A 22,184-nucleotide genomic window follows, 5' to 3' on the forward strand; every position below is an offset into this window, starting at 1 on the left:
TGCTTCCTGCTGGGGCTCGCCGGGCCGGGCCAGTGTAGGCAGATCCGTGGACCGCGCCTGGTCAGCGCCCCTGGAGCCGGGCCGCCGCACGGCGCACCGGGCCGAGCTTGTCGTAGAGACGCCGCCCGGGGCAGTCGGTGGCGAAGCCGTCACGGTGTCCGGAGACCACGTTGAACCTCACACTGGTGCCCTTTGTGTACTTGTTCCCGCCACCGGACACCAGATGGACCACGGCCTTCGGGTTCCTGTCGAAGAGACCCAGTTTCCACGCGGTGAGTCCGGCGATCGCGTTCACCGCCTTCTTGGACGGCCGCTCGGTGTCGAAGGTTCCGAGGACAGCGACTCCCATGCTCTTCGCGTTGAACCCGCGGGTGTGCGCGCCGATGACGGCTTTGGCCACACCGCCGGCGCGGCCTTCGTAGATGTTTCCGCATCGGTCGACGGTGAAGTTGTAGCCGTAGTCCCGCCAGCCCATGCTCTTGACGTGGTAGCGGTAGATACCGCGCAAGAGGGAGGGGACTTCGGAGCAGCGGTAGGTGTTGCCCGTCACGGTGTGGTGGAGGAAGGCGACTTTGACCGTCCTGCTGTAGGCGTGCCCTTTCTCACGGAGGGTCTCGTCGGCGCCCCATGCGGCGCGGGTGATGATGCGGGGCCTGGGGGCGGTGTGCGGCGCGGCGGTGGCCGCGGGGGACGCGGAGGGGCGGTGCGCCGGGGGCTTCAGCGGCTTTGCGGGCACGGCGGGCTTGAGGGGTTTGGCGGGTTTCACCGGCCGGATGGGCCGCACCGGTTTCGCGGGCCGCGCGGACCGCACCGGTTTCGGGGTGGCCGCCGGGCCGCGCGTCACGGGCGCGGGGAGCGGGCGGTGCGCGGCCGGTGCCGCTTCCCCGGGGTTCACCAGGTCCAGCCGCATACCCGCGGGCAGTGCCGGTGCGGACCGGGTGGTGGCGGGCAGGACGCGCGCCTGCACCCCGTCGGCGGCGCCGACCCACAGCGGTGCCGTACCGCCGTGTGCGGGGGCGGTGCCGAGTTCGGGGAGGGCGGGGTCGGGGGCCTCGTCGCCGTACGGTGTGAGGTTCTGCCAGGCGGACCACAGACCGGTGCCAGTGGCGCGCGTCCGTACCTGCACCTGGGCGCCGAGTTCCTGGTCGGCACGGTCCCAGACGACGCCGACCAGCGAGAACGGCCGTACGCCACGTGCGGCGACCCCCTGGGCGCCGCCGGGCGCGACCGCGCTCCGCGCGAGGCCGCCGCCCAGGGCGCGCAGCGGCAGTGACTGGGTGCCGCCGGGCTGGACGGCGCGGGGGTCGGCGGCGGCGCTGTACAGAACGAGCGGGACGGCGAGGGCGGCGGTGCAGACGACGCCGGTCGACAGGGCGAGAAAAGCGCGCATGTGAAAAATCGTGGACATACCGCAACAAGGCTGTCCATTCGGGAGCGGACGCCGCGCCGAGCCGGTCCGGGGGCCGGACGTGCGCATCCCCGTTCGGGGCGAACGGCGGCCGCGTACGCTTGCGCGCGTGAACGCCACCGATCGCACCCCTGCCGACCTGCTGCGATCCGCGCTCGCCGCGGATCCGGCCCGCCCGCTCGTGACCTTCTACGACGACGCGACGGGTGAACGCGTCGAACTCTCCGTGGCCACTTTCGCCAATTGGGTGGCGAAGACCGCCAACCTGCTCCAGGACGATCTGTCGGCCGCGCCGGGCGACCGGCTGGCGCTGCTGCTGCCTGCCCACTGGCAGACCGCGGTGTGGCTGCTGGCCTGCTCGTCGGTGGGTGTGGTGGCGGAGGTCGGGGGCGATCCGGCCGCCGCCGATGTGGTCGTGAGCGGCCCGGACTCCCTGGAGGAGGCACGGGCCTGCTCCGGGGAGCGGATCGCGCTGGCGCTGCGCCCGATGGGCGGGCGGTTCCCGCAGCCGCCGCCGGGGTTCGCGGACTACGCGGTGGAGGTGCCGAGCCAGGGCGACCGCTTCGCGCCGTACGCCCCGGTGGACCCGGACGCGCCCGCGCTGACCGTGGGCGGGCTGGAGCTGACCGGGGCCGGGCTGGTGGAGCGGGCGCGGGCGGACGCGGCGGCGCGGGGGCTCGGACCGGGCTCCCGGGTGCTGTCCGGGCTGGCGTACGACGGCTGGGAGGGGCTCTCGTACGGGCTGTTCGCCCCGCTGGCCTCGGGCGGCTCGGTGGTGCTGTGCCGCCATCTGGACCAGCTCGACGCGCGGGCGCTGGCCGGGCGCCGGGAGAGTGAGCGCGTCACCGAGAGCGTCTAGTTGCGGTCCGGGCGGTCCTCCGGGACCGCCCGGATCCCCCCTGACCCGTCCGGCGGACCCGCGGGCCGAGCCCACGCGCCCCGCCGCCCGCCCCGCGCGATGATCGACGGATACGTACAACCATGTGCGGGGTTCGCATGTCTGTCCCAATAATTCGGGACCCCGGCATGCGATGCGAGTCCGCCCTGCCGGGGTGGACCACGGGTTGGGAGGACGCGGACGTGACGAGTGACAGCCCGGACACGGCGCCCAGAGGTGGGCGTCGATGGCTGCGCGTGCTCGCGCTGGGCGTGGCCGTACTGGTGCTGTCGATCGCCGGGACGGGCTGGTGGTTCTACGAACGCCTGAACGGCAACATCCGCACCGACACCCGCACCGCGGACGAGCTGCGGAAGTACGAGGCGGAGCGGCCGGTCTCGGTGGTGCGGGACGCCCAGAACATCCTGCTGATCGGCTCGGACGACCGCGGCGGCAAGGGCAACGGGAAGTACGGCCGGGACACCGGCACCCAGCGTTCGGACACCACGATCCTGCTGCACCTCCAGGCGAACGGCAGGGGCGCGACCGCCGTCTCGATCCCGCGTGACCTGATGGTGGACATCCCCGGCTGCGACCGCGCGAACGGGAAGCGGATGGCCCCCCGGTTCGCCCAGTTCAACTGGGCGTTCGAATACGGCGGGGCGGCCTGCACGATCCGCACGGTGGAGAAGCTGACCGGGATCCGCGTGGACCACCACATGATCGTGGACTTCAACGGCTTCAAGAAGCTGGTGAACGCGGTCGGCGGCGTGGAGGTCTGTCTCAAGGAGTCCGTCGACGACAACGACGCGCATCTGCGGCTGCCCGCGGGGCGCCAGGTCCTCCACGGGGAGCAGGCACTCGGTTATGTACGGGCCCGGTACAGCATCGGTAACGGGAGCGACACCGAGCGTATCGGCAGGCAGCAGGAGTTCCTCGGCTCGCTTGTGAAGAAAGTGCAGAGCAATGGTGTGCTGCTGAACCCGCGAAAGCTGTATCCCGTGCTCAACGCCGCGACCTCGTCGCTGACCACCGATCCGGGACTGGATTCGCTCAAGGATCTGTACGACCTGGCACGGGGGGTCCGGAACATCCCCCGGGATAAAATCCGATTCCTTACGATTCCGCGACAGCCCTATACGTACAACAAGAACCGTGATGAGCTCGTCCAGCCCGATGCCGATCGCTTGTTCCGGCAGTTGCGTCTCGACCAGCCGGTCTCGGTGACCCGCTCCGTCACGTCCACGACGGAGGAGGACCCGAAGGCGGTGGACCGCACTCCCTACCAGGGCACGACCGCGGCGCGTGACATCTGCGACTAACCGCGCGAAGCGTGGGGCGCGGACTCGTGAAGGATGGCGAAAGGATTGGGCAGAATGCCCAGTTGTAGGGGAGTGGAATTTGTCACCGGCGTCACTAGGCGCTGAACTGGGCGGATAGTGTGAGCGATCCGGTGCGCTCTACGAGGTGGCCGCGCACTTGCACAGAAGTACGGATGGGAGCGCCTTGAGGGGGAGGCGCCGCGTGGCACCAACGGAGGACACAGGCGACCGTGGACGCGCAAGGCCAGGGTGGGGCGGACGGTACCGACCCCGCCGACCAGTGGGTGTTCGATCCGAACACCGGGAACTATGAGCTGCGGCTGAACAGCGCCGGGACACCGGCGGATGCCGCCGAGCCGCCACGCGCCCCGAGAGCGAGCCGCCGCCGCGCCCCCGAGCCCGAGCCGGGGGGTCGGCGCCGGGCGGGGGGCAAGCGGGGGCAGGAGGCGCCCTCGGGGCCGGCGAGCCGGCGCAAGCCGAAGCCGAAGAAGTCCAAGGGGAAGAAGGTCCTCTACTGGACCAGTGGCACGCTTGCCTTTCTGCTGGTCGGCGGGTCGGTGGCGGCGTATGTCCTCTACCAGCAGCTCAACGGCAACATCAACAAGGTCGATATCGGCGAGAACAACCCCGCGGTCTCCGACGGCCCGATGAACATCCTGCTCATCGGCACCGACCGGCGTGACGGCAAGGGGAACAAGGGCTACGGCGACGCGGGCAGCGTCGGCCACGCCGACACCACGCTGCTGTTCCATGTCTCGGAGGACCGGTCGAACGCGACCGTGCTGAGCTTCCCCCGCGACATGATCACCGATATCCCCGAGTGCAAGACCAAGCAGGACGACGGCTCGTTCAAGAAGATCCCGGGTGAGAAGGAAGTGCGCTTCAACACCAGCCTGGGACAGGAGGAGCGGGACCCCGGCTGCACCTGGCAGACGGTGGAGAAGATCACCGGCCTGGAGATCGACCACTTCATGATGGCCGACTTCAACGCGGTCAAGGAGATGTCCACCGCGGTCGGCGGGGTCGACGTCTGCCTCGGCAAGGACATCAACGACCCCAAGTCGCATCTGAACCTGAAGAAGGGCCGGCACACCGTCAAGGGCGAGGAGGCCCTGGCGTTCGTCCGGACCCGGCACGCGGTGGGCTTCGGCGGCGATCTGGACCGGATCAAGCTGCAACAGCAGTTCCTCAGTTCGCTGATGCGCAAGATGAAGGCCAGCGGTTCGCTCACCAGCCCGACCAAGACCTGGAAGCTGGCGCAGGCCGCCACCAAGGCGCTCACGGTGGACCCCGGGATCGGAACGCTCAGCAAGCTGGCCGATCTGGGCAAGAACCTGAGCAAGGTGGATCTGAAGAACATCACCTTCGCCACCGTCCCGGTCGTGGACAACACCGACGGTGCCACCGTGCTGCTCGACCAGACCAAGGCCGAGCCGCTGTTCTCCATGGTCCGCCAGGACATCTCGCTGACCGAGGTCAAGAAGAAGGAGAAGGCGGCCAAGAGCAAGCAGGCGGCCCTGCTCAAGGGCCCCAAGGCCGCGCCCGCGGACGTCCGGGCCAAGGTGCTCAACGGCAGTGGGAAGTTCGGCGCCGCACAGGAGACCGTCGACTGGATGCAGAACGTCCAGGGGATGCTCCGCACCAGCAACGGCGGCAACGCCGAGGCGGAGCAGAAGAAGACCACCCTGGAGTACGCGCCCAACCAGGCCGACCAGGCCCGGCGGCTCGCGGACAGCATGGGGCTGCCCGCCTCGGCGATGAAGCGGGGCACGAAGGACGCCGAGCCGATGGCCGAGATGACGCTGACGCTCGGGGCGGACTTCAAGGAAGCCGGTACGCCGATCGCCGCTCCGAAGAAGGCGCCGAAGGACATCCAGAGGGTCGAGGCCGACGACAAGAACCTCTGCGCCAAGTGACCGTCGCCGGCCGGCGGAGCAGCCTCGCCCCTCCGACCGGCCCACAACTGAAGCAGGAGCCGGGGAGGCCCGATGCGGCAGAGCAATGTGCGGGGGGAGAGAGAGCGGCACGCCGCCGTGCCCGAACCCCGCGATCCTGGTGGGGATGACAGCCCGCCGGAAGGGGAAGGCCCCGCGTCACACGGCGCGGGGCACCGCAGGGGCGGCTCGCGCCGTCCCCGGCGCGGCCGGGGCGTGCGAATACTGCGCTGGACCGCGCTGACGCTCGCCGTGCTGGTGCTCGGCGCGGCGGGGGCCGGATACCTCTACTACCAGCACCTGAACGGCAATCTGCGGAAGGAGGAGCTGGACCTCGGCGACAGCAAGATCGGCAAGCCCGAGCCCAACGCCGCGGGCCAGACCCCGCTGAACATCCTCCTCGTCGGGTCCGACAGCCGTAACACCGCGGAGAACGTCAAGCTGGGCGGCGCCAAGCAGGACGCCGACCGCAAGCCGCTGGCCGATGTGCAGATGCTGGTGCATGTCTCGGCCGACCGCAGCAATATGTCGGTGGTCAGCATCCCGCGGGACACCCGGGTGACCATCCCCAAGTGCACCGACCCCGAGACCGGGAAGGTCTACCCGAAGACCGAGGGGGCCATCAACCAGTCGCTCCAGCACGGCGGTCCGGGCTGTACGGTCGCCGCCTGGAAGGAGCTGACCGGGGTCTACATCGATCACTTCATGATGATCGACTTCTCCGGGGTGGTGTCCATGGCGGACGCCGTCGGCGGTGTCCCGGTCTGCGTCCGGGCCAATGTCTACTCCCATGACAGCAGGGGCCACGGCTCCGGGCTGAAGCTGACCAAGGGCACCCACAGCGTCAAGGGCGTCCAGGCCCTCCAGTGGCTGCGCACCCGCTACGGCTTCGAGGACAACACCGACATCGGCCGGGCCAAGGCCCAGCACATGTATATGACCTCGATGATCCGTCAGCTGAAGTCGGGCACCAAGCTCAGCGACCCGGGCAAGCTGATGGACCTGGCGGAGGCCGCGACCAAGGCGCTGACCGTCGACCACGGCCTGGGCACCGTCAAGAAGCTCTACGACCTGGGCAACGATCTCAAGCGGGTGCCGGCGAAGCGCACCACCATGGTCACCATGCCCTGGGAGTACGGCGGCGGCGGTGAGTATGTGAAGCCCAGGCCGGGCGAGGCCGAGCAGACCTTCTCGCTGCTCCGCAATGACATCGCGATGGACGGCAAGGACAAGAAGAAGCCCGATCACACCCCGGCCCCCACCGCCCCCAAGGGCGAGCTGCCGGTGGTGGTGCAGAACGGCACCTCCAGCACGGTCCTGGGGCCGGTCTCGGGCCGCGCGGGGGTCATCACCTCCGAACTGGTCCGGCTCGGCTACGCCAAGGCCACCGCCAACACCGTTCTGACCTCACAGGCCGACACCACCGTGATGTACCCCGACGAGGCCAAGCAGGGTGACGCGCTGGCCGTGGCCAAGGCGCTGAAGCTGCCGAAGTCCGCGGTGAAGTCGTCGAAGTCGGTCCAGGAGGTGACGCTCGTGGTCGGCAACGACTGGCGCGAGGGCGCCGTCTACCCCAAGCCCGCGAGCGAGGACGACAGCAAGACGCCGGAGAGCGCCGACGCCCTGAACGGCGAGGACAAGAAGGCGTGCATGAAGGTGAACCCGCAGTACACCTTCTGAGGACGACGGTATGACGAGGGGCCGGACCCATGGCCGGGTCCGGCCCCTTCGCAGCAGAGCGGGAGAGGGAGCGGTCAGCCCTCGGCCATGACCGCCGGGCGGCGGCTGGCGATGACCTTCCTGGCGAGCGCCCGCGGGCTGGTGAGGAAGCCCCAGCCCCACGACATGTGCATGGTGGCCAGCGCGACCGGGATCCGCAGCCGGGCCGCGAGCGGCAGCCCCTTGCCCGCCGGAACCGAGCCCGCGGTGATGGCCGCCAGATAGCCACCGGGGATCACCAGGGCCCATGGGGTGACGGCCGCGCCCACCACCAGGCCCGCCGCGATGGCGACCACGGCGGTCGGCGGGGCGAGATAGCGCAGATTGATCGAGCCCTGGTGGAAACGGGCCACGACATGGCGCCAGCGGCCGTAGTCCTTGTACTGCTTGGCGAGCGCCCGCACGCTGGGCCGCGGCCGGTAGGAGACCTTCAGCTCGGGCGAGAACCAGATCAGCCCGCCCGCCTCACGGATCCGGAAGTTCAGCTCCCAGTCCTGGGCGCGGATGAACTCCTCGTTGTAGCCGCCCTGTTGCTCCAGCGCCTCGCGGCGGAAGACACCCAGGTAGACGGTCTCGGCCGGGGCCGCCTCACCGCCGGTGTGGAACGCGGCGTTGCCGACCCCGATCTTGGAGGTCATGGCGGCCGCGACGGCGTGCTCCCAGTCGTTCTCGCCCTCGGCGTGCATGATGCCGCCGACGTTCTGCGCGCCGGTCTCCTCCAGCAGCCGCACCGCGGTCGCGATGTAGTCCGGGGAGAGCATGCCGTGGCCGTCGACCCGGACCACCACCGGATGGCGGGACGCCTTGATCGCGGCGTTCAGCGCGGCGGGGGTACGGCCCGTGGGATTGGGCACCGTGTGCACCCGGGGGTCCTCGGCGACCAGCTCGGCGGCGATCTCGTCGGTCCGGTCGCTGGACGGGCCGAGGGCGATCACCACCTCCATCTCACCGGCGTACTCCTGCTCCAGGATGTGCCGCACGGAGTTGCGCAGATGGCGTTCCTCATTGAGCACCGGCATGATCACGGAGACGGCCGGGAGCTGATGCGGGGGCATGGCACCTCGGGGTAGACGGGGGTCGCCCCCCGGAAGACTGCGGGTATCGGGCCCACGTTACCGCGTATGGGGGACACCGGAGCGCGCCGCCCGGGTGGCAGCGGACGGCACCGGCGGCGTGGGGCCGCCAAGGTGCTCATCGTATGGGCCTACGGTGAGGCGATTCGGCCCCGCCCGCCCGTCACGGAGGTCCCCGGAGTGAGAGCACCGGCCCGTTCGCCGCGCCCGTCGCGCACCCGCTCCGGCCGCCGTCCCCGCTGGGGGCTGCGGATCGCCGCCGGGGCCTCCGGTCTGGTGCTGGCCGTCAGCGGTATCGGACATCTGCTGGTCCGGGAGCTGGAGTCCGGGATCCACCGGGTCGATGTCTTCGACGATCTGGACAACCGGCCCCGGGGCGGCGGCGGGGGCGTCAACTTCCTGGTGGTCGGCACCGACGGCCGGGACCGGATCAGCCCGCGGGAGAAGGCGCTCTACCGGCTGGGCGGCGCACCCTGCCACTGCACCGACACGATCATGCTGGTGCATCTGTCCGGCGACCGCCGCCGGGCCAGCGTGATCAGCCTGCCGCGGGACTCCTACGCCGATATCCCCGCGTACACCGACCCCACCGGCAGACGGCACCCCGGGCATCCGCAGAAGCTCAACGCCGCGTACGCCGAGGGCGGGCCCGGTCTGACGGTGCGCACCGTGGAGCATCTGACCGGTGTCCATATCGACCACTACCTCGAGGTGGACTTCACCAGCTTCATGAAGACGGTGGACGTGGTGGGCGGGGTGAAGGTGTGTACCGCCCGACCGCTGAAGGACGACCACACCGGGCTCGACCTGCCGGTCGGCAGCCATGTGCTCAACGGCGGACAGGCACTGCAGTACGTGCGCTCCCGGCATATCGACGGCACCTCGGACCTGGGCCGGATCCAGCGCCAGCAGCGGTTCATGGCGTCGGTGATCGAACAGACCACGGCCGGGGGCATCCTCTTCAACCCGGTGAAGTTCAACAGGGTGGCTTCCACCCTGCTGGGCTCGGTCCGCGCCGACCACGGTTTCGGGGCGGAGGACCTGGTGGAGCTGGGCCGGGCGATGCACGGGTTCACCCCGGCGTCGTCGGAGTTCGCCTCGGTCCCGGTGGATCTGCCGGGCACCCCGGTCAAGGGGGTCGGCTCCACGCTGCGCTGGAACGAGGAGAAGGCCGGGCGGCTGTTCACGGCCATCCGCGAGGACCGGCCGCTGACCGTACGGCACGCCAAGAAGCCGCGTGGGGTCCCGGTGGACGTGGATCCCGCCCGGGTCAAGGTCCATGTGCTCAACGGCACCACCGAGTCGGGGCTGGCCCGGCGCGCGGACCGGGATCTGCACGGCGCGGGCTTCGCCACCACCGGGTCCCCGGCCGACGCGGTGAAGTCGGACGTGGCGCGCACGGTGATCGCCTACGACCCGGTCTGGAACCGCTCGGTCCGCTCGCTGGCGGCCGCGCTGCCCGGTGCGAAGCTGCGGCCGGTCACCGGACAGGGTGCCGTGATGCAGATCACGGTGGGCAAGGACTACGACGGCATCCGGAAGGTGCGGACCGAGGAGCCGCACACGGACAAGGACGGTATCGAGGCCGTCACCGGCGATCAGGTCGCCTGCTCGTAGCCCGGTGGCGGGCGCGTCCCCTACAGCTCGACGCCCTCGGCGGTACGGCGGGCCCGCAGCTCGCGGATGGCGCGGCGGCGTGCGAGGCGGTGGGTGCGCCGGATCTCGGCTTCCTGGTAGCGGCGCTCGTCACGTTCGGACTCGGGTATCACCGGCGGCACGGCGCGGGGCTTGCCGTCCTCGTCGACCGCGGCGAAGACCAGATAGGCGCTGCCGACCTGGGTGGCGGGGGTCGACTCGTTCCAGCGCTCGGCCAGCACCCGTACCCCGACCTCCATGGAGGACCGTCCGGTCCAGTTGACCTGGGCCTTCACATGGACGAGATCGCCGACGCGGACCGGCTCCAGAAACGCCATCTCGTCCATCGAGGCGGTGACGGCGGGGCCCTCGGAGTGGCGTCCGGCGACCGCCCCGGCCGCGTCGTCCACCAACTTCATGATCACGCCACCGTGCACGGTGCCGAGGAGATTGGTGTCACTGTTGGTCATGATGTGGGACAACGTGGTACGGGAGGCGGAGGTGGGCTTGCCCGCAAGCTCCGGTTCCGCTCCCTTGGCCTGAAGGGTCATGCCATCCACCTTATGCGGACCGGATTCTTATCAGCTCTGCAACAGCCGGGCCCCGATCCCGCACCCGCCCTGTATGGGGACCCCCCGACCAGGCACACTCTCTTGCATGAGCGATTGGCCCCAGGGATGGACCGGCGACCGCAACGACCGGTACGGACGCGGCAGCGGCAGCTCCGAACCGGAGGGGGCCCGTGCGATGCCGCAGGTCCGGCGTACGGCGCCGGGCGCGGGCGGCCCGCACGGCGAGCCGCCGCTGCCGCCGAGCATGTCGCCGCGCGGCACGGTGCCGCGACAGCAGCCGTCCCAGGGCTATGACGACCACGATCCGTACGACGACGGTTACAACACCGGTCAGGTCTACGGCCAGGGCGGCGGACCGGGCGCCGGCGGCACCCCCGGCCCGGCGCGCCCCAAGAACTGGAAGCGCCGGATAGCCATCGGCCTGGTGACCTTCCTCGTCCTGCTGCTGGCCGTGGGCATAGGCACCTACTTCTGGGCCGACTCCAAGCTGCGCCGCGAGGTCGACCTGAGCAAGGTCGAGGACCGGCCCGACGGCGGCAAGGGCACCAACTATCTGATCGTCGGCTCCGACAGCCGTGAGGGGCTGTCGGACGAGCAGAAGAAGAAGCTGCACACCGGCTCCGCCGAGGGCCGCCGCACCGACTCCATGATCCTTCTCCATGTCGGTGACAACGGGAACACCATGATCAGCCTCCCGCGTGACTCCTATGTCACGATCCCGTCCTTCACCGGCTCGGAGACCGGCAACCGGATCCCCGCGAGCAAGAACAAGCTGAACGCGTCGTACTCCTCGGAGGGCCCCTCGCTGCTCGTCCGCACGGTCGAGTACAACACCGGGCTGAAGATCGACCACTACGCGGAGATCGGCCTCGACGGCTTCGCCAACCTGGTGGACGGAGTCGGCGGTGTCGAGATCGACATCCCGCAGGACATGAAGGAGAAGAAGTCCGGGACCGACCTGAAGAAGGGCAAGCAGACGCTGGACGGCCAGCAGGCGCTCGCCTTCGTCCGGCAGCGCTACGGCCTGGCGGGCGGCGACCTGGACCGCACCAAGAACCAGCAGAAGTTCCTGTCGGCGCTCGCCAACGAGGCGGCCTCGCCGAGCACGCTGCTGAACCCCTTCAAGCTCTACCCGACGATGGGCGCCGGTCTGGACAACCTGGTCGTCGACAAGGACATGAGCCTGTGGGACGTGAAGGACATGTTCTTCGCGATGAAGAGCGTCTCCGGCGGTGACGGCAAGCAGATGAACATGCCCGTCTCCAACCCCGGCCTCTCCACGCCCAAGGGCAGCGCGGTGCAGTGGGACATGGTCAAGGTCAAGGAACTGATGGGCCAGCTCAAGAACGACGAGAAGGTCACCGTCTCCTCCGGCAACTAGCGGATACGGCGAAAGGCGGGGCATCGCATGTGCGATGCCCCGCCTTTCGTCTGTGCCCGCGGGCCCTACGGCAGGTTGCGCGCCATCACGATGCGCTGCACCTGGTTGGTGCCCTCGTAGATCTGCGTGATCTTGGCGTCCCGCATCATCCGCTCGACCGGGTAGTCCCGGGTGTAGCCGTAGCCGCCGAGGAGCTGTACGGCGTCGGTGGTGACCTCCATCGCCACGTCCGAGGCGAAGCACTTGGCGGCGGCACCGAAGAAGGTGAGGTCGCCGTCGACGCGCTCGGACTTGGCGGCCGCCGCGTAGGTGAGCTGACGGGCGGCCTCCAGCTTCATCGCCATGTCGGCCAGCATGAACTGGATGCCCTGGAAGTCGGCGATGGCCTTGCCGAACTGCTTGCGCTCCTGGACGTAGCCCTTGGCGTAGTCCAGCGCGCCCTGGGCGATGCCGATGGCCTGGGCGGCGATGGTGACGCGGGTGTGGTCCAGGGTCTTCATCGCGGTGGCGAAGCCGGTGCCCTCGGCGCCGATCATGCGGTCGGCGGGGATCCGGACGTTGTCGAGGTAGACCTCGCGCGTCGGGGAGCCCTTGATGCCGAGCTTCTTCTCCGGGGCACCGAAGGAGACGCCCTCGTCGGACTTCTCCACGACGAAGGCGGAGATGCCCTTGGAGCGCTTCTCGGGGTCGGTGACGGCCATCACCGTGTAGTACTCGGAGACCCCGGCGTTGGTGATCCAGCGCTTCACACCATTGAGCACGTAGTGGTCGCCGTCACGCACGGCCTTGGTCTTCATACCCGCCGCGTCCGAGCCCGCGTCCGGCTCGGAGAGGCAGTACGAGAACATCGCGTCGCCCTTGGCGAGCGAGCCCAGGTACTTCTTCTTCAGCTCCTCGGAGCCGGAGAGGACGACCGGCAGCGAGCCCAGCTTGTTGACCGCGGGGATCAGCGAGGAGGAGGCGCAGACCCGGGCGACCTCCTCGATGACGATCACGGTGGCCAGGGCGTCCGCGCCCGCGCCGCCGTAGGACTCGGGGACGTGCACCGCGTGCAGGTCATTGGCGACGAGCGCCTCCAGCGCCTCCTGCGGGAAGCGGCCCTCTTCGTCGACCTCGGTGGCGAAGGGGGCTATTTTCGCCTCGGCGAGAGAGCGGACCGAGTCGCGGAGCATGTCGTGCTCCTCCGACGGCCGGTACAGGTCGAAGTCATTAACCGAGGACGCCAAGGTCTTCTCCACTCCCCTGAGTGTGCTAACTACCGTTAAGTAACTGAATTCTAGGGGTGCTGCCCCGACAGGTATACGTGAGTTAGCCGACAGCCGGGGCGCCGGCCGGGTCCGCGTCCCGACTATGCTCAGTCAGCGCATCTGCGACCGACCGCCCTGGAGCACTCCATGCCCCTCAAGATCACAGTGATCGGCACCGGCTACCTCGGCGCCACGCACGCCGCGGCCATGGCCGAGCTGGGGTTCGAGGTGCTGGGTCTGGACATCGTCCCCGAGAAGATCGCGATGCTCTCGGCGGGCAGAGTGCCGATGTACGAGCCGGGCCTGGAGGATCTGCTGCGGCGCCATGTCGTGGGGCACGAGGGCGCGACCGGGCGGCTGCGCTTCACCAGCTCCTACGAGGAGGCCGGTGAGTTCGGCGACATCCACTTCATCTGTGTGAACACTCCGCAGAAGCACGGCGAGTACGCATGTGACATGAGTTACGTCGACTCCGCCGTGGAGTCCCTGGCCCCGCATCTGCGCCGTCCCACGCTGGTCGTGGGCAAGTCCACGGTGCCGGTGGGCAGCGCGGACCGGCTGGCGGCCCGGCTGGCGGAGCTGGCCCCGGTGGGCGGGGACGCGGAGCTGGCCTGGAACCCGGAGTTCCTGCGCGAGGGCTTCGCCGTCCAGGACACCCTGCACCCGGACCGGATCGTGGTCGGCGTCACCAGCGAGCGGGCCGAGAAGCAGCTCCGCGAGGTGTACGCCACACCCATCGCCGAGGGCTCACCCTTCGTGGTCACCGACTACCCGACCGCCGAGCTGGTGAAGACCTCGGCCAACTCCTTCCTGGCCACCAAGATCTCCTTCATCAACGCCATGGCCGAGGTCTGCGAGGCCGCGGGCGGCGATGTGGTGAAGCTGGCCGAGGCCATCGGCCATGACGACCGGATCGGCAAGAAGTTCCTGCGCGCCGGGATCGGCTTCGGCGGCGGCTGTCTGCCCAAGGACATCCGGGCGTTCATGGCCCGCGCCGGTGAGCTGGGCGCGGACCAGGCGCTCACCTTCCTGCGCGAGGTGGACTCGATCAACATGCGCCGCCGCGGCCATATGGTCGAGCTGGCCCGCGAGGCCGTGGGCGGCGCGTTCCTGGGCAAGCGGGTGGCCGTGCTGGGCGCCACCTTCAAGCCGGACTCGGACGACGTCCGGGACTCCCCCGCGCTCAATGTCGCCGGGCAGATACAGCTCCAGGGCGCCCAGGTCACCGTCTTCGACCCCAAGGGCATGGACAACGCCCGCGCCCTCTTCCCGACCCTGGCCTACGCGCCGAGCGCGCTGGAGGCCGCCCGGGGCGCCCATGCGGTGCTGCACCTCACCGAGTGGCGCGAGTTCCGCGAGCTGGACCCGGCCGGGCTCGGCGAGGTGGTCGCCGAGCGCCGTCTGCTGGACGGGCGGAACGCCCTGGACCCGGACCACTGGCGTGAGGCGGGCTGGCAGTACCGGGCCCTGGGCCGCCCGCTGGCCTAGGCCGGGCCGTCCAGCTGCTCGATCGTGGCCACCGAGGCGGCCCGGGATTCCCGCAGCCCGCGTGCCACATCCTCCGCGGAGCGCAGCGTACGGACCGCGTTCTCCCAGGTCAGCTTGGCGAGATCGGCCGGTGACCAGTGGCGGTCCAGCAGTTCGGCGATGAGGTTCGGATAGCCGGTGACATCGGCGAGGTCATCGGGGGTGAAGGCGGTGCCGTCGAAGTCGCCGCCGATACCGATGTGGTCGATGCCCGCCACCTCGCGCATATGGTCCAGATGGTCGGCGACGGTGGCGGCGGTGGCGCGCGGACGCGGATTGGACTCCTCGAAGGCGCGGTGGACCGCTATTCCCGCCTCCGACATCTCCAGCGGATGCAGTCCGTGGGCGCGCATGTTCTCGTCGGCCGCCCGGGTCCAGGCGACCGCCTCCGGCAGGACGAACTTGGGCACGAAGGTGACCATCGCCACCCCGCCGTTGGCGGGCAGCGAGGCCAGTACGTCGTCCGGGATGTTGCGCGGGTGATCGCAGACGGCACGGGCGGAGGAGTGCGAGAAGACCACGGGCGCCTCGGTGACCCGGAGCGCGTCGCGCATGGTGTCGGCCGAGACATGGGAGAGGTCGACGAGCATGCCGAGCCGGTTCATCTCCCGGACGACCTCCTCGCCGAAGCGGGTGAGGCCGTGGGCGCGCGGCTCGTCGGTCGCCGAGTCCGCCCAGGGGACGTTGTCGTTGTGGGTGAGCGTCATATAGCGCACCCCGAGGTCGTACAGGGCGCGCAGGGTGGCCAGCGAGCAGTTGATGCTGTGGCCGCCCTCGGCGCCCATCAGGGAGGCGATCCGGCCCTCGGCGCGCGCGGCCTCCATGTCATCCGCGGTCAGCGCGGGGCGGAGCTGATCGGGGTGGGCCGCGGTGAACCGCCGGACCACATCGATCTGTTCGAGGGTGGCGCTGACCGCGGTGTCCCCGCTGAAGTCGGAGCGGACGTAGACCGACCAGAACTGGGCGCCGACGCCTCCCGCGCGCAGCCGCGGGAGGTCGGTGTGGGTGTGGGCGCTCAGATCGGCGGCGATATCGCGCCGGTCGAGGTCATAGCGGACCTGCTCACGCAGGGCCCACGGGAGGTCGTTGTGGCCGTCGACCACGGGGTGGGTGGTCAGCAGTGCACGGGCTTGCGCGAGACGATCGGTCATCGTCACATCTTGCAATGTTGAATGACCGAAGTCACGCCCCATCAGTTCGGTTGCTTTCGCCCGCTACGACACCGCTGACCAGCGCTTGATCAGTGCTTGACCCGTCGTTGACGCAACGAGTGCGGGGGACGGTCAGACCCGGTCCGCCGCGCTCATTTGCCGAAGCCGAAGGAGCCGGAGCCGCCCACCTTGGCGCGCAACCGCTTGCCCTTCTCCGTGGCCTGCTGGTTGAGGTCCTCCTGGAACTCCCGCATCCGGGCCTGGAGCTCGGCGTCATGGGCGGCCAGGATCCGCGTGGCCAGCAGTCCGGCGTTCCGGGCGCCGCCGACGGAGACCGTGGCCACCGGCACCCCGGCCGGCATCTGCACGATCGACAGCAGCGAGTCCATCCCGTCCAGGTACTTCAGCGGGACCGGGACACCGATCACCGGAAGCGGGGTGACGGAGGCGAGCATGCCCGGCAGATGGGCGGCGCCGCCCGCCCCGGCGATGATCGCCTTCAGCCCGCGGGGGGCCGCGTTCTCCCCGTAGGAGACCATCTCGCGCGGCATCCGGTGCGCGGAGACCACGTCCACCTCGTACGGGATCTCGAACTCGTCGAGGGCCTTGGCCGCCTCTTCCATCACGGGCCAGTCGGAGTCCGAACCCATGACGATGCCGATCGCAGGAGCGCTCATTCGGTGATGGTCCCTCTGAGGTAGTCGGCGGCGTGGCGGCCGCGCTCACGCACATCGGCCAGATCGTCGCCATAGGTGTTGACGTGGCCGACCTTGCGCCCGGGCTTCACGTCCTTGCCGTACATGTGGATCTTCAGCCCTGGATCGCGCGCCATGCAATGCAGATACGCCGCGTACATGTCGGGGAAGTCACCGCCGAGGACGTTGGTCATCACCGTCCACGGGGCCCGGGGGCGCGGATCGCCGAGCGGGAGGTCGAGCACGGCCCGCAGATGGTTGGCGAACTGCGAGGTCACGGCGCCGTCCTGGGTCCAGTGACCGGAGTTGTGCGGACGCATCGCCAGCTCGTTGACCAGCAGCCGCCCGTCCCGGGTCTCGAAGAGCTCCACCGCCAGGTGTCCGATGACACCCAGCTCGGCGGCGATCCGCAGGGCCAGCTCCTGGGCCTGGGCGGACAGCTCGCCGGAGAGATCGGGCGCGGGGGCGATCACCGTGTCGCACACCCCGTCGACCTGGATGGACTCCACGACGGGGTAGGCCACGGCCTGGCCGTGCGGGGAGCGCACCACATTGGCCGCCAGCTCACGGCTGAAGTCGACCATCTCCTCGGCGAGGACCGGCACCCCGGCGCGGAACGGATCGGCCGCCTGCTCCGCGTTACGGACCACCCAGACGCCCTTGCCGTCGTAGCCGCCGCGCACCGTCTTCAGGACGACGGGGAAGCCGTCGCCCTCCTCGGCGAACCGCACCACGTCCGTGGGATCCGTCACGATGCGGTGGCGCGGGCAGGGCACGCCCGCGGCGCGCAGCCGCTCCCGCATCACCCCCTTGTCCTGGGCGTGGAGCAGGGCTTCCACCCCGGGGCGGATGACCACGCCGTCCGCTTCCAGGGCACGCAGATGCTCCGCGGGGACATGCTCGTGATCGAAAGTGACCACGGCACAGCCTTGTGCGAACGCACGAAGCGTGTCGAGGTCACGGTAGTCACCGATGACCACATCGCTGACCGCCTGGGCCGCAGAGTCCTGCGGGGTGTCACTGAGCAGCTTGAACCTGATACCGAGGGGGATGCCCGCCTCGTGGGTCATACGGGCGAGCTGGCCGCCGCCGACCATGCCGACTACCGGGAATGTCACCCTCCCAGAGTAACTTCCTCCCGCGACCACCCCTCACCGGCCTTGGAGGATCATCCAGAAACCGGGACCGGACCATGACGATGCCTTGCAGGCGAGAGCGCGGGGCGCTGGTTAGCATGGGGCCGTTGTTGAACGCTGACGGACGGGGCGGAACGATCACCATGAGTGAACGGCGCACACTCGAAGGGCTGCGGGCCCGGCTGGGCCAACTCGCCCGCGAGATCGCGAAGTTCGGGGTGGTCGGCGGTGCCGGCGTCTTCGTCAACCTCGCGGTCTTCAACCTGGTCCGGGAGTTCAGCACGCTGCCGGTGGTGCGGGCGTCCATCGTGGCCACGGTGGTCGCGACGGGCTTCAACTACCTGGGCTACCGCTACTTCACCTACCGGGACCGGGACAAGCAGGGGCGCACCAAGGAGCTCAGCCTCTTCCTGCTGTTCAGCGCGATCGGCCTGATCATCGAGAACGGTGTGCTCTACACGGCCACCTACGGCTTCGGCCTCGACAGCCAGCTCCAGAGCAATGTGTGCAAGTTCGTCGGCATCGGGGTGGCCACCCTCTTCCGCTTCTGGTCCTACCGCACCTGGGTGTTCCGGACGCTGCCCGCCCGGGAGGCCGTGGAGCGTGCGGAGTCCTTTCTCAGCGACGCGCCGCCCGCGCAGGCCACCCGCAAGCAGCCGGTCCGGAAGTGACCCAGCCGGGCGCAAGCGCTGACCGGCGGATCAGGAACCGCCCTGGCACTCCGCCTCGCGGCTGAGGAAGAGCGCGAAGACCGGGGGGTGCTGCTGGAGCAGCTCCAGCCGCCCGCCGTCCGCCTCTGCCAGATCGCGGGCGACCGCGAGCCCCAGACCGGTGGAGTTCCGTCCGCTGACGGTGCGCTCGAAGACCCGCGCGCCGAGGTCGGGCGAGACACCCGGACCCTCGTCGGACACCTCGACGACCGCCTGGTTGCCGGTGACCCGGGTGCGCAGCGCGACCGTGCCGTCCCCGTGCATCAGTGAGTTCTCGATCAGGGTGGCCAGCACCTGCGCGACCGCGCCCGGGGTGCCGACCGCCCGCAGCCCCTTCTTGCCCGAGCGGACGATGGCGCGGCCCTCGCTGCGGGAGGCCGGGCGCCACTCCTCGATCTGCTGCTTGACCACCTCGTCGAGGTCGAAGGCGACCGCGGAGCCGCTGCGCGGATCGCGGGAGTTGGTCAGCAGCCGCTGCACCACGTCGGTGAGCCGCTCGACCTGCCCCAGCGCGATGGTCGCCTCCTCCTTGACCGTCTCCGGGTCGTCGGTGAGCGTGATCTCCTCCAGCCGCATGGACAGCGCGGTCAGCGGGGTCCGCAACTGGTGCGAGGCATCGGCGGCCAGCCGCCGCTCGGCGGTGAGCATCCGGGCGATGCGTTCGGCGCTGGAGTCCAGGACGTCGGCGACCCGGTCCAGCTCCGGCACCCCGTAGCGGCGGTGGCGCGGCCGGGGATCGCCCGAGCCCAGCCGCTCGGCGGTCTCGGCGAGATCGGTGAGCGGGGCGGAGAGCCTGCGCGCCTGCCGTACGGCCAGCAGGACGGCGGCCACGACGGCGAGCAGCGCCACCGCCAGGATGATCAGCATGGTGCGGCCGATCTCCCGGCTCACGGTGGAGCGGGACTCCTCGACCCGCACCACCTCGCCCTGCTCACCGCGCTCCTCGGCGGAGATGACACTGCCTTCGGGCCGCTCGCCGATCTCCACCGTGGGGTGGTCCGGGATCCGGATCAGGGCGTAGCGGCCGGGTTCGATCTGTTCGCGCAGCACCTTGGCGGTGACGCCCTCACCGCCGAGCAGCCTGCTGTCCACGATGCTGACCAGCCGCACCGCGTCGGAGCTGACGCTCTCCTGGGCGCTGTTCTCGATGGTCCGCGTCTCCACGAGGACCAGGGAAAGACCGAAGACCGCGATGACGACGAGCACCACGGCGAGGGTGGAGTTGATCAGACGACGGCGCATGGTCCTACCGTCTCAGCCACCGTCAGCTCTTCTCGAAACGGAAACCGACACCCCGGACGGTGGCGATGTAACGGGGGTTGGCGGCGTCGTCCCCGAGCTTCTTGCGCAGCCAGGAGATGTGCATGTCGAGGGTTTTGGTGGAGGACCACCAGGTGGTGTCCCACACCTCGCGCATCAGCTGGTCCCGGGTGACCACCCGGCCCGCGTCCCGGACCAGGACGCGCAGCAGGTCGAACTCCTTCGCCGTGAGCTGGAGCTCCTCCTCGCCCATCCAGGCGCGGTGCGACTCCACATCGATCCGCACCCCATGGGTGGACGGCGCCTGCGCATGGGTCTCGACGGCGCCGCGCCGCAGCAGCGCCCGGACCCGGGCGAGCAGCTCGGCGAGGCGGAAGGGCTTGGTCACATAGTCGTCCGCGCCCGCGTCCAGCCCGACCACGGTGTCCACCTCGTCCGCGCGGGCGGTGAGCACCAGCACCGGGAAGCCGTGGCCCTCGTTGCGCAGCCGGCGGCAGACCTCGAGACCGTCCATACCCGGCAGGCCGAGATCGAGGACGATCAGATCGATACCCCCTTGCAGCCCGGCGTCGAGCGCGGTGGGTCCGTCCTCCCGCACCTCGACCTCGTACCCCTCACGGCGCAGGGCGCGAGCGAGCGGCTCCGAGATGGACGCGTCATCCTCGGCGAGCAGTACTCGGGTCATGGAGTGATGGTAGTCCGCCGAGGTCGGAGCACGGGCCGCGCACGGGACCACGGCCGGGGCTCACATGGTTGCGTGCCCCATCCGTGAGGTATGTCTCACCGTTCCAGGGGTGCGCGTAAGCCGTGTGTAAGGTGAATGTACGTCTGTAGCTCTTTTTCGGGGACCTTTGGCCGCTACACGCCGCCGAAGGTCTCTGTCGTGTCCGGAGCCGGACAGGGCGACCGAACCGACCACCCGAGCGCCACCTGACCCCCCACACAAGGAAACCCCCCCATGGCGTCCAGCCTCACGAAGGGCGCCACCGCGCAGGGAACCCCTGCCAGCGGTGGCAAGACCTTCTTCGGCCACCCGCGTGGCCTGGCAACCCTCTTCATGACCGAGATGTGGGAGCGCTTCAGCTACTACGGCATGAGAGCCCTGCTCGTCGTCTACCTGATCTCCGGCGGCCCGGACGCCAAGAAGGGTGCTCAGGGCGGCGGTCTCGGGATGACCGAGGTCAACGCGGTGGCCATCTACTCGGTCTATGTGGCCCTGGTCTATCTGCTGGCGATGCCCGGCGGCTGGTTCGGTGACCGGGTCTGGGGCCCGCGGCGGACGGTTGCCATCGCCGCCGGTGTGATCATGACGGGCCATCTGGCGCTCGCCGTCCCCGGGCAGGGGCCCTTCTTCGCCGGTCTCGCCCTGGTCGCCCTGGGTTCGGGGCTGCTGAAGTCCAACATCTCCACGATGGTCGGCCATCTCTACGACGGTCCCCAGGACCCGCGCCGGGACGGCGGCTTCACCCTCTTCTACATCGGCATCAACGTGGGTGGCTTCGCCGCTCCGCTGGTGATCGGCACCGTCGGCCAGAGCTACAACTGGCACCTGGGCTTCGCACTGGCCGCGCTCGGTATGGCGCTCGGTCTGGTCCAGTTCCTCATCGGCACCCGCCATCTGAGCCCGCAGAGCAGTGTCGTCCCCACGCCGCTGGCGGCCGAGGAGCGGCGCGCCTGGCTGCGCAAGGGACTGATCTGGCTGATCGTGGCCACGGTGTTCTACGGGGCGGTCGTCCTCAGCGGCCACTGGACGCTGAACTGGGCGCTGGTCCCGATCACCGTCGCGGGTCTGGTCATCCCGACCGGGGTGCTGATCCGGATCAAGCGCGACAAGGAGCTCACAGCGGTCGAGCAGACCAAGGTGAGCGGCTACATCTGGTTCTTCGCGGCCGCGGCCGTGTTCTGGATGATCTTTGACCAGGGCGGCTCCACGATGTCCGCCTTCGCCGAGAAGAAGACCGCCGACAACGTCTTCGGGCTGCACTTCCCGTCCTCGTGGTTCCAGTCGGTGAACTCGCTGTGGGTGATGGCCCTCGCCCCGGTCTTCGCCTGGCTGTGGCTGTGGCTGGCCCGGCGCGACCGGGAGCCCAACACCACGGTGAAGTTCGCGATGGCCCTGGTCCTGATCGGCGCGTCGTTCTTCGTCTTCGTGGTGCCGATGGGGATGGCCTCGGACGGCAGCACGGTCAGCCCGGCGTGGCTGGTGTCGGTCTACATGATCCAGACGATGGGTGAGCTGTGCCTGTCCCCGGTCGGCCTCTCGGTGACCACCAAGATGGCTCCGGAGAAGTACGCGAGCCAGATGATGGGTGTGTGGTTCCTCGCGGTGACCGCCGGTGACTGCATCACGGGCCTGCTGTCCATCGCGGGTGTCGATATGAGCGGCACGGGTGTGATCGCGCTGGAGGCGAGTTTCGCGGCGCTGGCCGGATTCGCGGTCTACCTGTACCGCAAGAAGATCGTGGCCCTCATGGCCGACGTGCGCTGACGCCGTTCGCGGCCCAGGTGTTGAGGGGCCCGGCGCGGGATGACCGCGC

General features: G+C 69.7%; 18 protein-coding genes. 9 read left to right on the plus strand and 9 right to left on the minus strand.

The genetic code is table 11. The annotated features are described in order from the left end of the window. Nucleotides 1-61 precede the first annotated feature (61 nt). Complete coding sequence (locus NMK44_RS29905; protein WP_254748921.1) at nucleotides 62-1,390, minus strand: N-acetylmuramoyl-L-alanine amidase; 1,329 nt, start codon at nucleotides 1,388-1,390, stop codon at nucleotides 62-64. A 127-nt stretch (nucleotides 1,391-1,517) separates the two neighbouring features. Between NMK44_RS29905 and NMK44_RS29910 the strand changes: the two genes are divergently transcribed. The 4 genes from NMK44_RS29910 to NMK44_RS29925 all read left to right on the plus strand — a co-directional run bounded on the left by NMK44_RS29910 (nucleotide 1,518) and on the right by NMK44_RS29925 (nucleotide 7,221). Then, complete coding sequence (locus NMK44_RS29910; RefSeq protein ID WP_254748923.1) at nucleotides 1,518-2,267, plus strand: TIGR03089 family protein; 750 nt, start codon at nucleotides 1,518-1,520, stop codon at nucleotides 2,265-2,267. A gap of 221 nt (nucleotides 2,268-2,488) precedes the next feature. After that, nucleotides 2,489-3,607, plus strand: coding sequence for an LCP family protein (locus tag NMK44_RS29915; protein ID WP_254748925.1), 1,119 nt, complete (start codon nucleotides 2,489-2,491; stop codon nucleotides 3,605-3,607). Between the two features lie 230 nt (nucleotides 3,608-3,837). After that, on the plus strand, nucleotides 3,838-5,523 hold the full coding sequence (locus tag NMK44_RS29920; RefSeq protein ID WP_254748927.1) for an LCP family protein: 1,686 nt from the start codon (nucleotides 3,838-3,840) through the stop codon (nucleotides 5,521-5,523). A 72-nt stretch (nucleotides 5,524-5,595) separates the two neighbouring features. Next, nucleotides 5,596-7,221 (plus strand): LCP family protein, encoded by a 1,626-nt coding sequence (locus NMK44_RS29925; RefSeq protein WP_254748929.1) that lies wholly within the window; start codon nucleotides 5,596-5,598, stop codon nucleotides 7,219-7,221. 74 nt (nucleotides 7,222-7,295) lie between these two features. Here NMK44_RS29925 and NMK44_RS29930 read toward each other — a convergent pair whose 3' ends face one another. After that, a complete protein-coding gene (locus tag NMK44_RS29930; RefSeq protein WP_254748931.1) occupies nucleotides 7,296-8,315 on the minus strand; it encodes a glycosyltransferase family 2 protein in 1,020 nt (339 codons plus the stop codon). A 198-nt stretch (nucleotides 8,316-8,513) separates the two neighbouring features. Here NMK44_RS29930 and NMK44_RS29935 point away from each other — a divergent pair, with 198 nt between their 5' ends. After that, nucleotides 8,514-9,950 (plus strand): LCP family protein, encoded by a 1,437-nt coding sequence (locus NMK44_RS29935; RefSeq protein WP_254748933.1) that lies wholly within the window; start codon nucleotides 8,514-8,516, stop codon nucleotides 9,948-9,950. A 20-nt stretch (nucleotides 9,951-9,970) separates the two neighbouring features. Here NMK44_RS29935 and NMK44_RS29940 read toward each other — a convergent pair whose 3' ends face one another. After that, nucleotides 9,971-10,519 (minus strand): acyl-CoA thioesterase, encoded by a 549-nt coding sequence (locus NMK44_RS29940; protein WP_254748935.1) that lies wholly within the window; start codon nucleotides 10,517-10,519, stop codon nucleotides 9,971-9,973. Between the two features lie 106 nt (nucleotides 10,520-10,625). On the opposite strand from NMK44_RS29940, the gene NMK44_RS29945 reads away from it, so the two are divergent. Continuing rightward, nucleotides 10,626-11,921 carry an LCP family protein gene (locus NMK44_RS29945; protein ID WP_254748937.1) on the plus strand — a complete coding sequence of 432 codons (1,296 nt, stop codon included), beginning with the start codon at nucleotides 10,626-10,628 and terminating at the stop codon, nucleotides 11,919-11,921. 65 nt (nucleotides 11,922-11,986) lie between these two features. Here the strand turns inward: NMK44_RS29945 and NMK44_RS29950 are convergent, their stop codons facing one another. Continuing rightward, entirely contained in the window at nucleotides 11,987-13,147 is a 1,161-nt protein-coding gene (locus tag NMK44_RS29950) for an acyl-CoA dehydrogenase family protein (protein WP_302888813.1), read from the minus strand. Between the two features lie 168 nt (nucleotides 13,148-13,315). Here NMK44_RS29950 and NMK44_RS29955 point away from each other — a divergent pair, with 168 nt between their 5' ends. Beyond that, nucleotides 13,316-14,656 carry a UDP-glucose dehydrogenase family protein gene (locus NMK44_RS29955; RefSeq protein ID WP_254748939.1) on the plus strand — a complete coding sequence of 447 codons (1,341 nt, stop codon included), beginning with the start codon at nucleotides 13,316-13,318 and terminating at the stop codon, nucleotides 14,654-14,656. Here NMK44_RS29955 and NMK44_RS29960 read toward each other — a convergent pair. From NMK44_RS29960 to NMK44_RS29970, 3 genes are all read right to left on the minus strand, one after another. Beyond that, nucleotides 14,653-15,846 (minus strand): dipeptidase, encoded by a 1,194-nt coding sequence (locus NMK44_RS29960; protein WP_254748941.1) that lies wholly within the window; start codon nucleotides 15,844-15,846, stop codon nucleotides 14,653-14,655. The two genes, NMK44_RS29955 and NMK44_RS29960, sit on opposite strands and share 4 nt — an antisense overlap. Nucleotides 15,847-15,998: 152 nt before the next feature. Further along, nucleotides 15,999-16,523, minus strand: a complete 525-nt coding sequence (gene purE / locus NMK44_RS29965) for a 5-(carboxyamino)imidazole ribonucleotide mutase (RefSeq protein ID WP_254748943.1) — start codon at nucleotides 16,521-16,523, stop codon at nucleotides 15,999-16,001. Further along, nucleotides 16,520-17,689, minus strand: coding sequence for a 5-(carboxyamino)imidazole ribonucleotide synthase (locus NMK44_RS29970; protein ID WP_254748945.1), 1,170 nt, complete (start codon nucleotides 17,687-17,689; stop codon nucleotides 16,520-16,522). The genes purE and NMK44_RS29970 overlap by 4 nt, the downstream gene beginning before the upstream one ends. 131 nt (nucleotides 17,690-17,820) lie before the next feature. Here NMK44_RS29970 and NMK44_RS29975 point away from each other — a divergent pair, with 131 nt between their 5' ends. Then, nucleotides 17,821-18,348 (plus strand): GtrA family protein, encoded by a 528-nt coding sequence (locus NMK44_RS29975; RefSeq protein WP_254748947.1) that lies wholly within the window; start codon nucleotides 17,821-17,823, stop codon nucleotides 18,346-18,348. Between the two features lie 30 nt (nucleotides 18,349-18,378). Here NMK44_RS29975 and NMK44_RS29980 read toward each other — a convergent pair whose 3' ends face one another. Continuing rightward, nucleotides 18,379-19,629 carry a sensor histidine kinase gene (locus NMK44_RS29980; protein ID WP_254748949.1) on the minus strand — a complete coding sequence of 417 codons (1,251 nt, stop codon included), beginning with the start codon at nucleotides 19,627-19,629 and terminating at the stop codon, nucleotides 18,379-18,381. 22 nt (nucleotides 19,630-19,651) lie between these two features. After that, the gene (locus tag NMK44_RS29985; RefSeq protein WP_254748951.1) at nucleotides 19,652-20,332 is read right to left on the minus strand and encodes a response regulator transcription factor; all 681 of its coding nucleotides are present in this window, start codon (nucleotides 20,330-20,332) and stop codon (nucleotides 19,652-19,654) included. Between the two features lie 273 nt (nucleotides 20,333-20,605). On the opposite strand from NMK44_RS29985, the gene NMK44_RS29990 reads away from it, so the two are divergent. After that, nucleotides 20,606-22,135, plus strand: coding sequence for a peptide MFS transporter (locus NMK44_RS29990; RefSeq protein ID WP_254748953.1), 1,530 nt, complete (start codon nucleotides 20,606-20,608; stop codon nucleotides 22,133-22,135). Nucleotides 22,136-22,184 lie beyond the last annotated feature (49 nt).

The sequence above is a fragment of the Streptomyces cucumeris genome, from assembly GCF_024295805.1.
GTDB classification, from domain to species: Bacteria; Actinomycetota; Actinomycetes; order Streptomycetales; family Streptomycetaceae; genus Streptomyces; species Streptomyces cucumeris.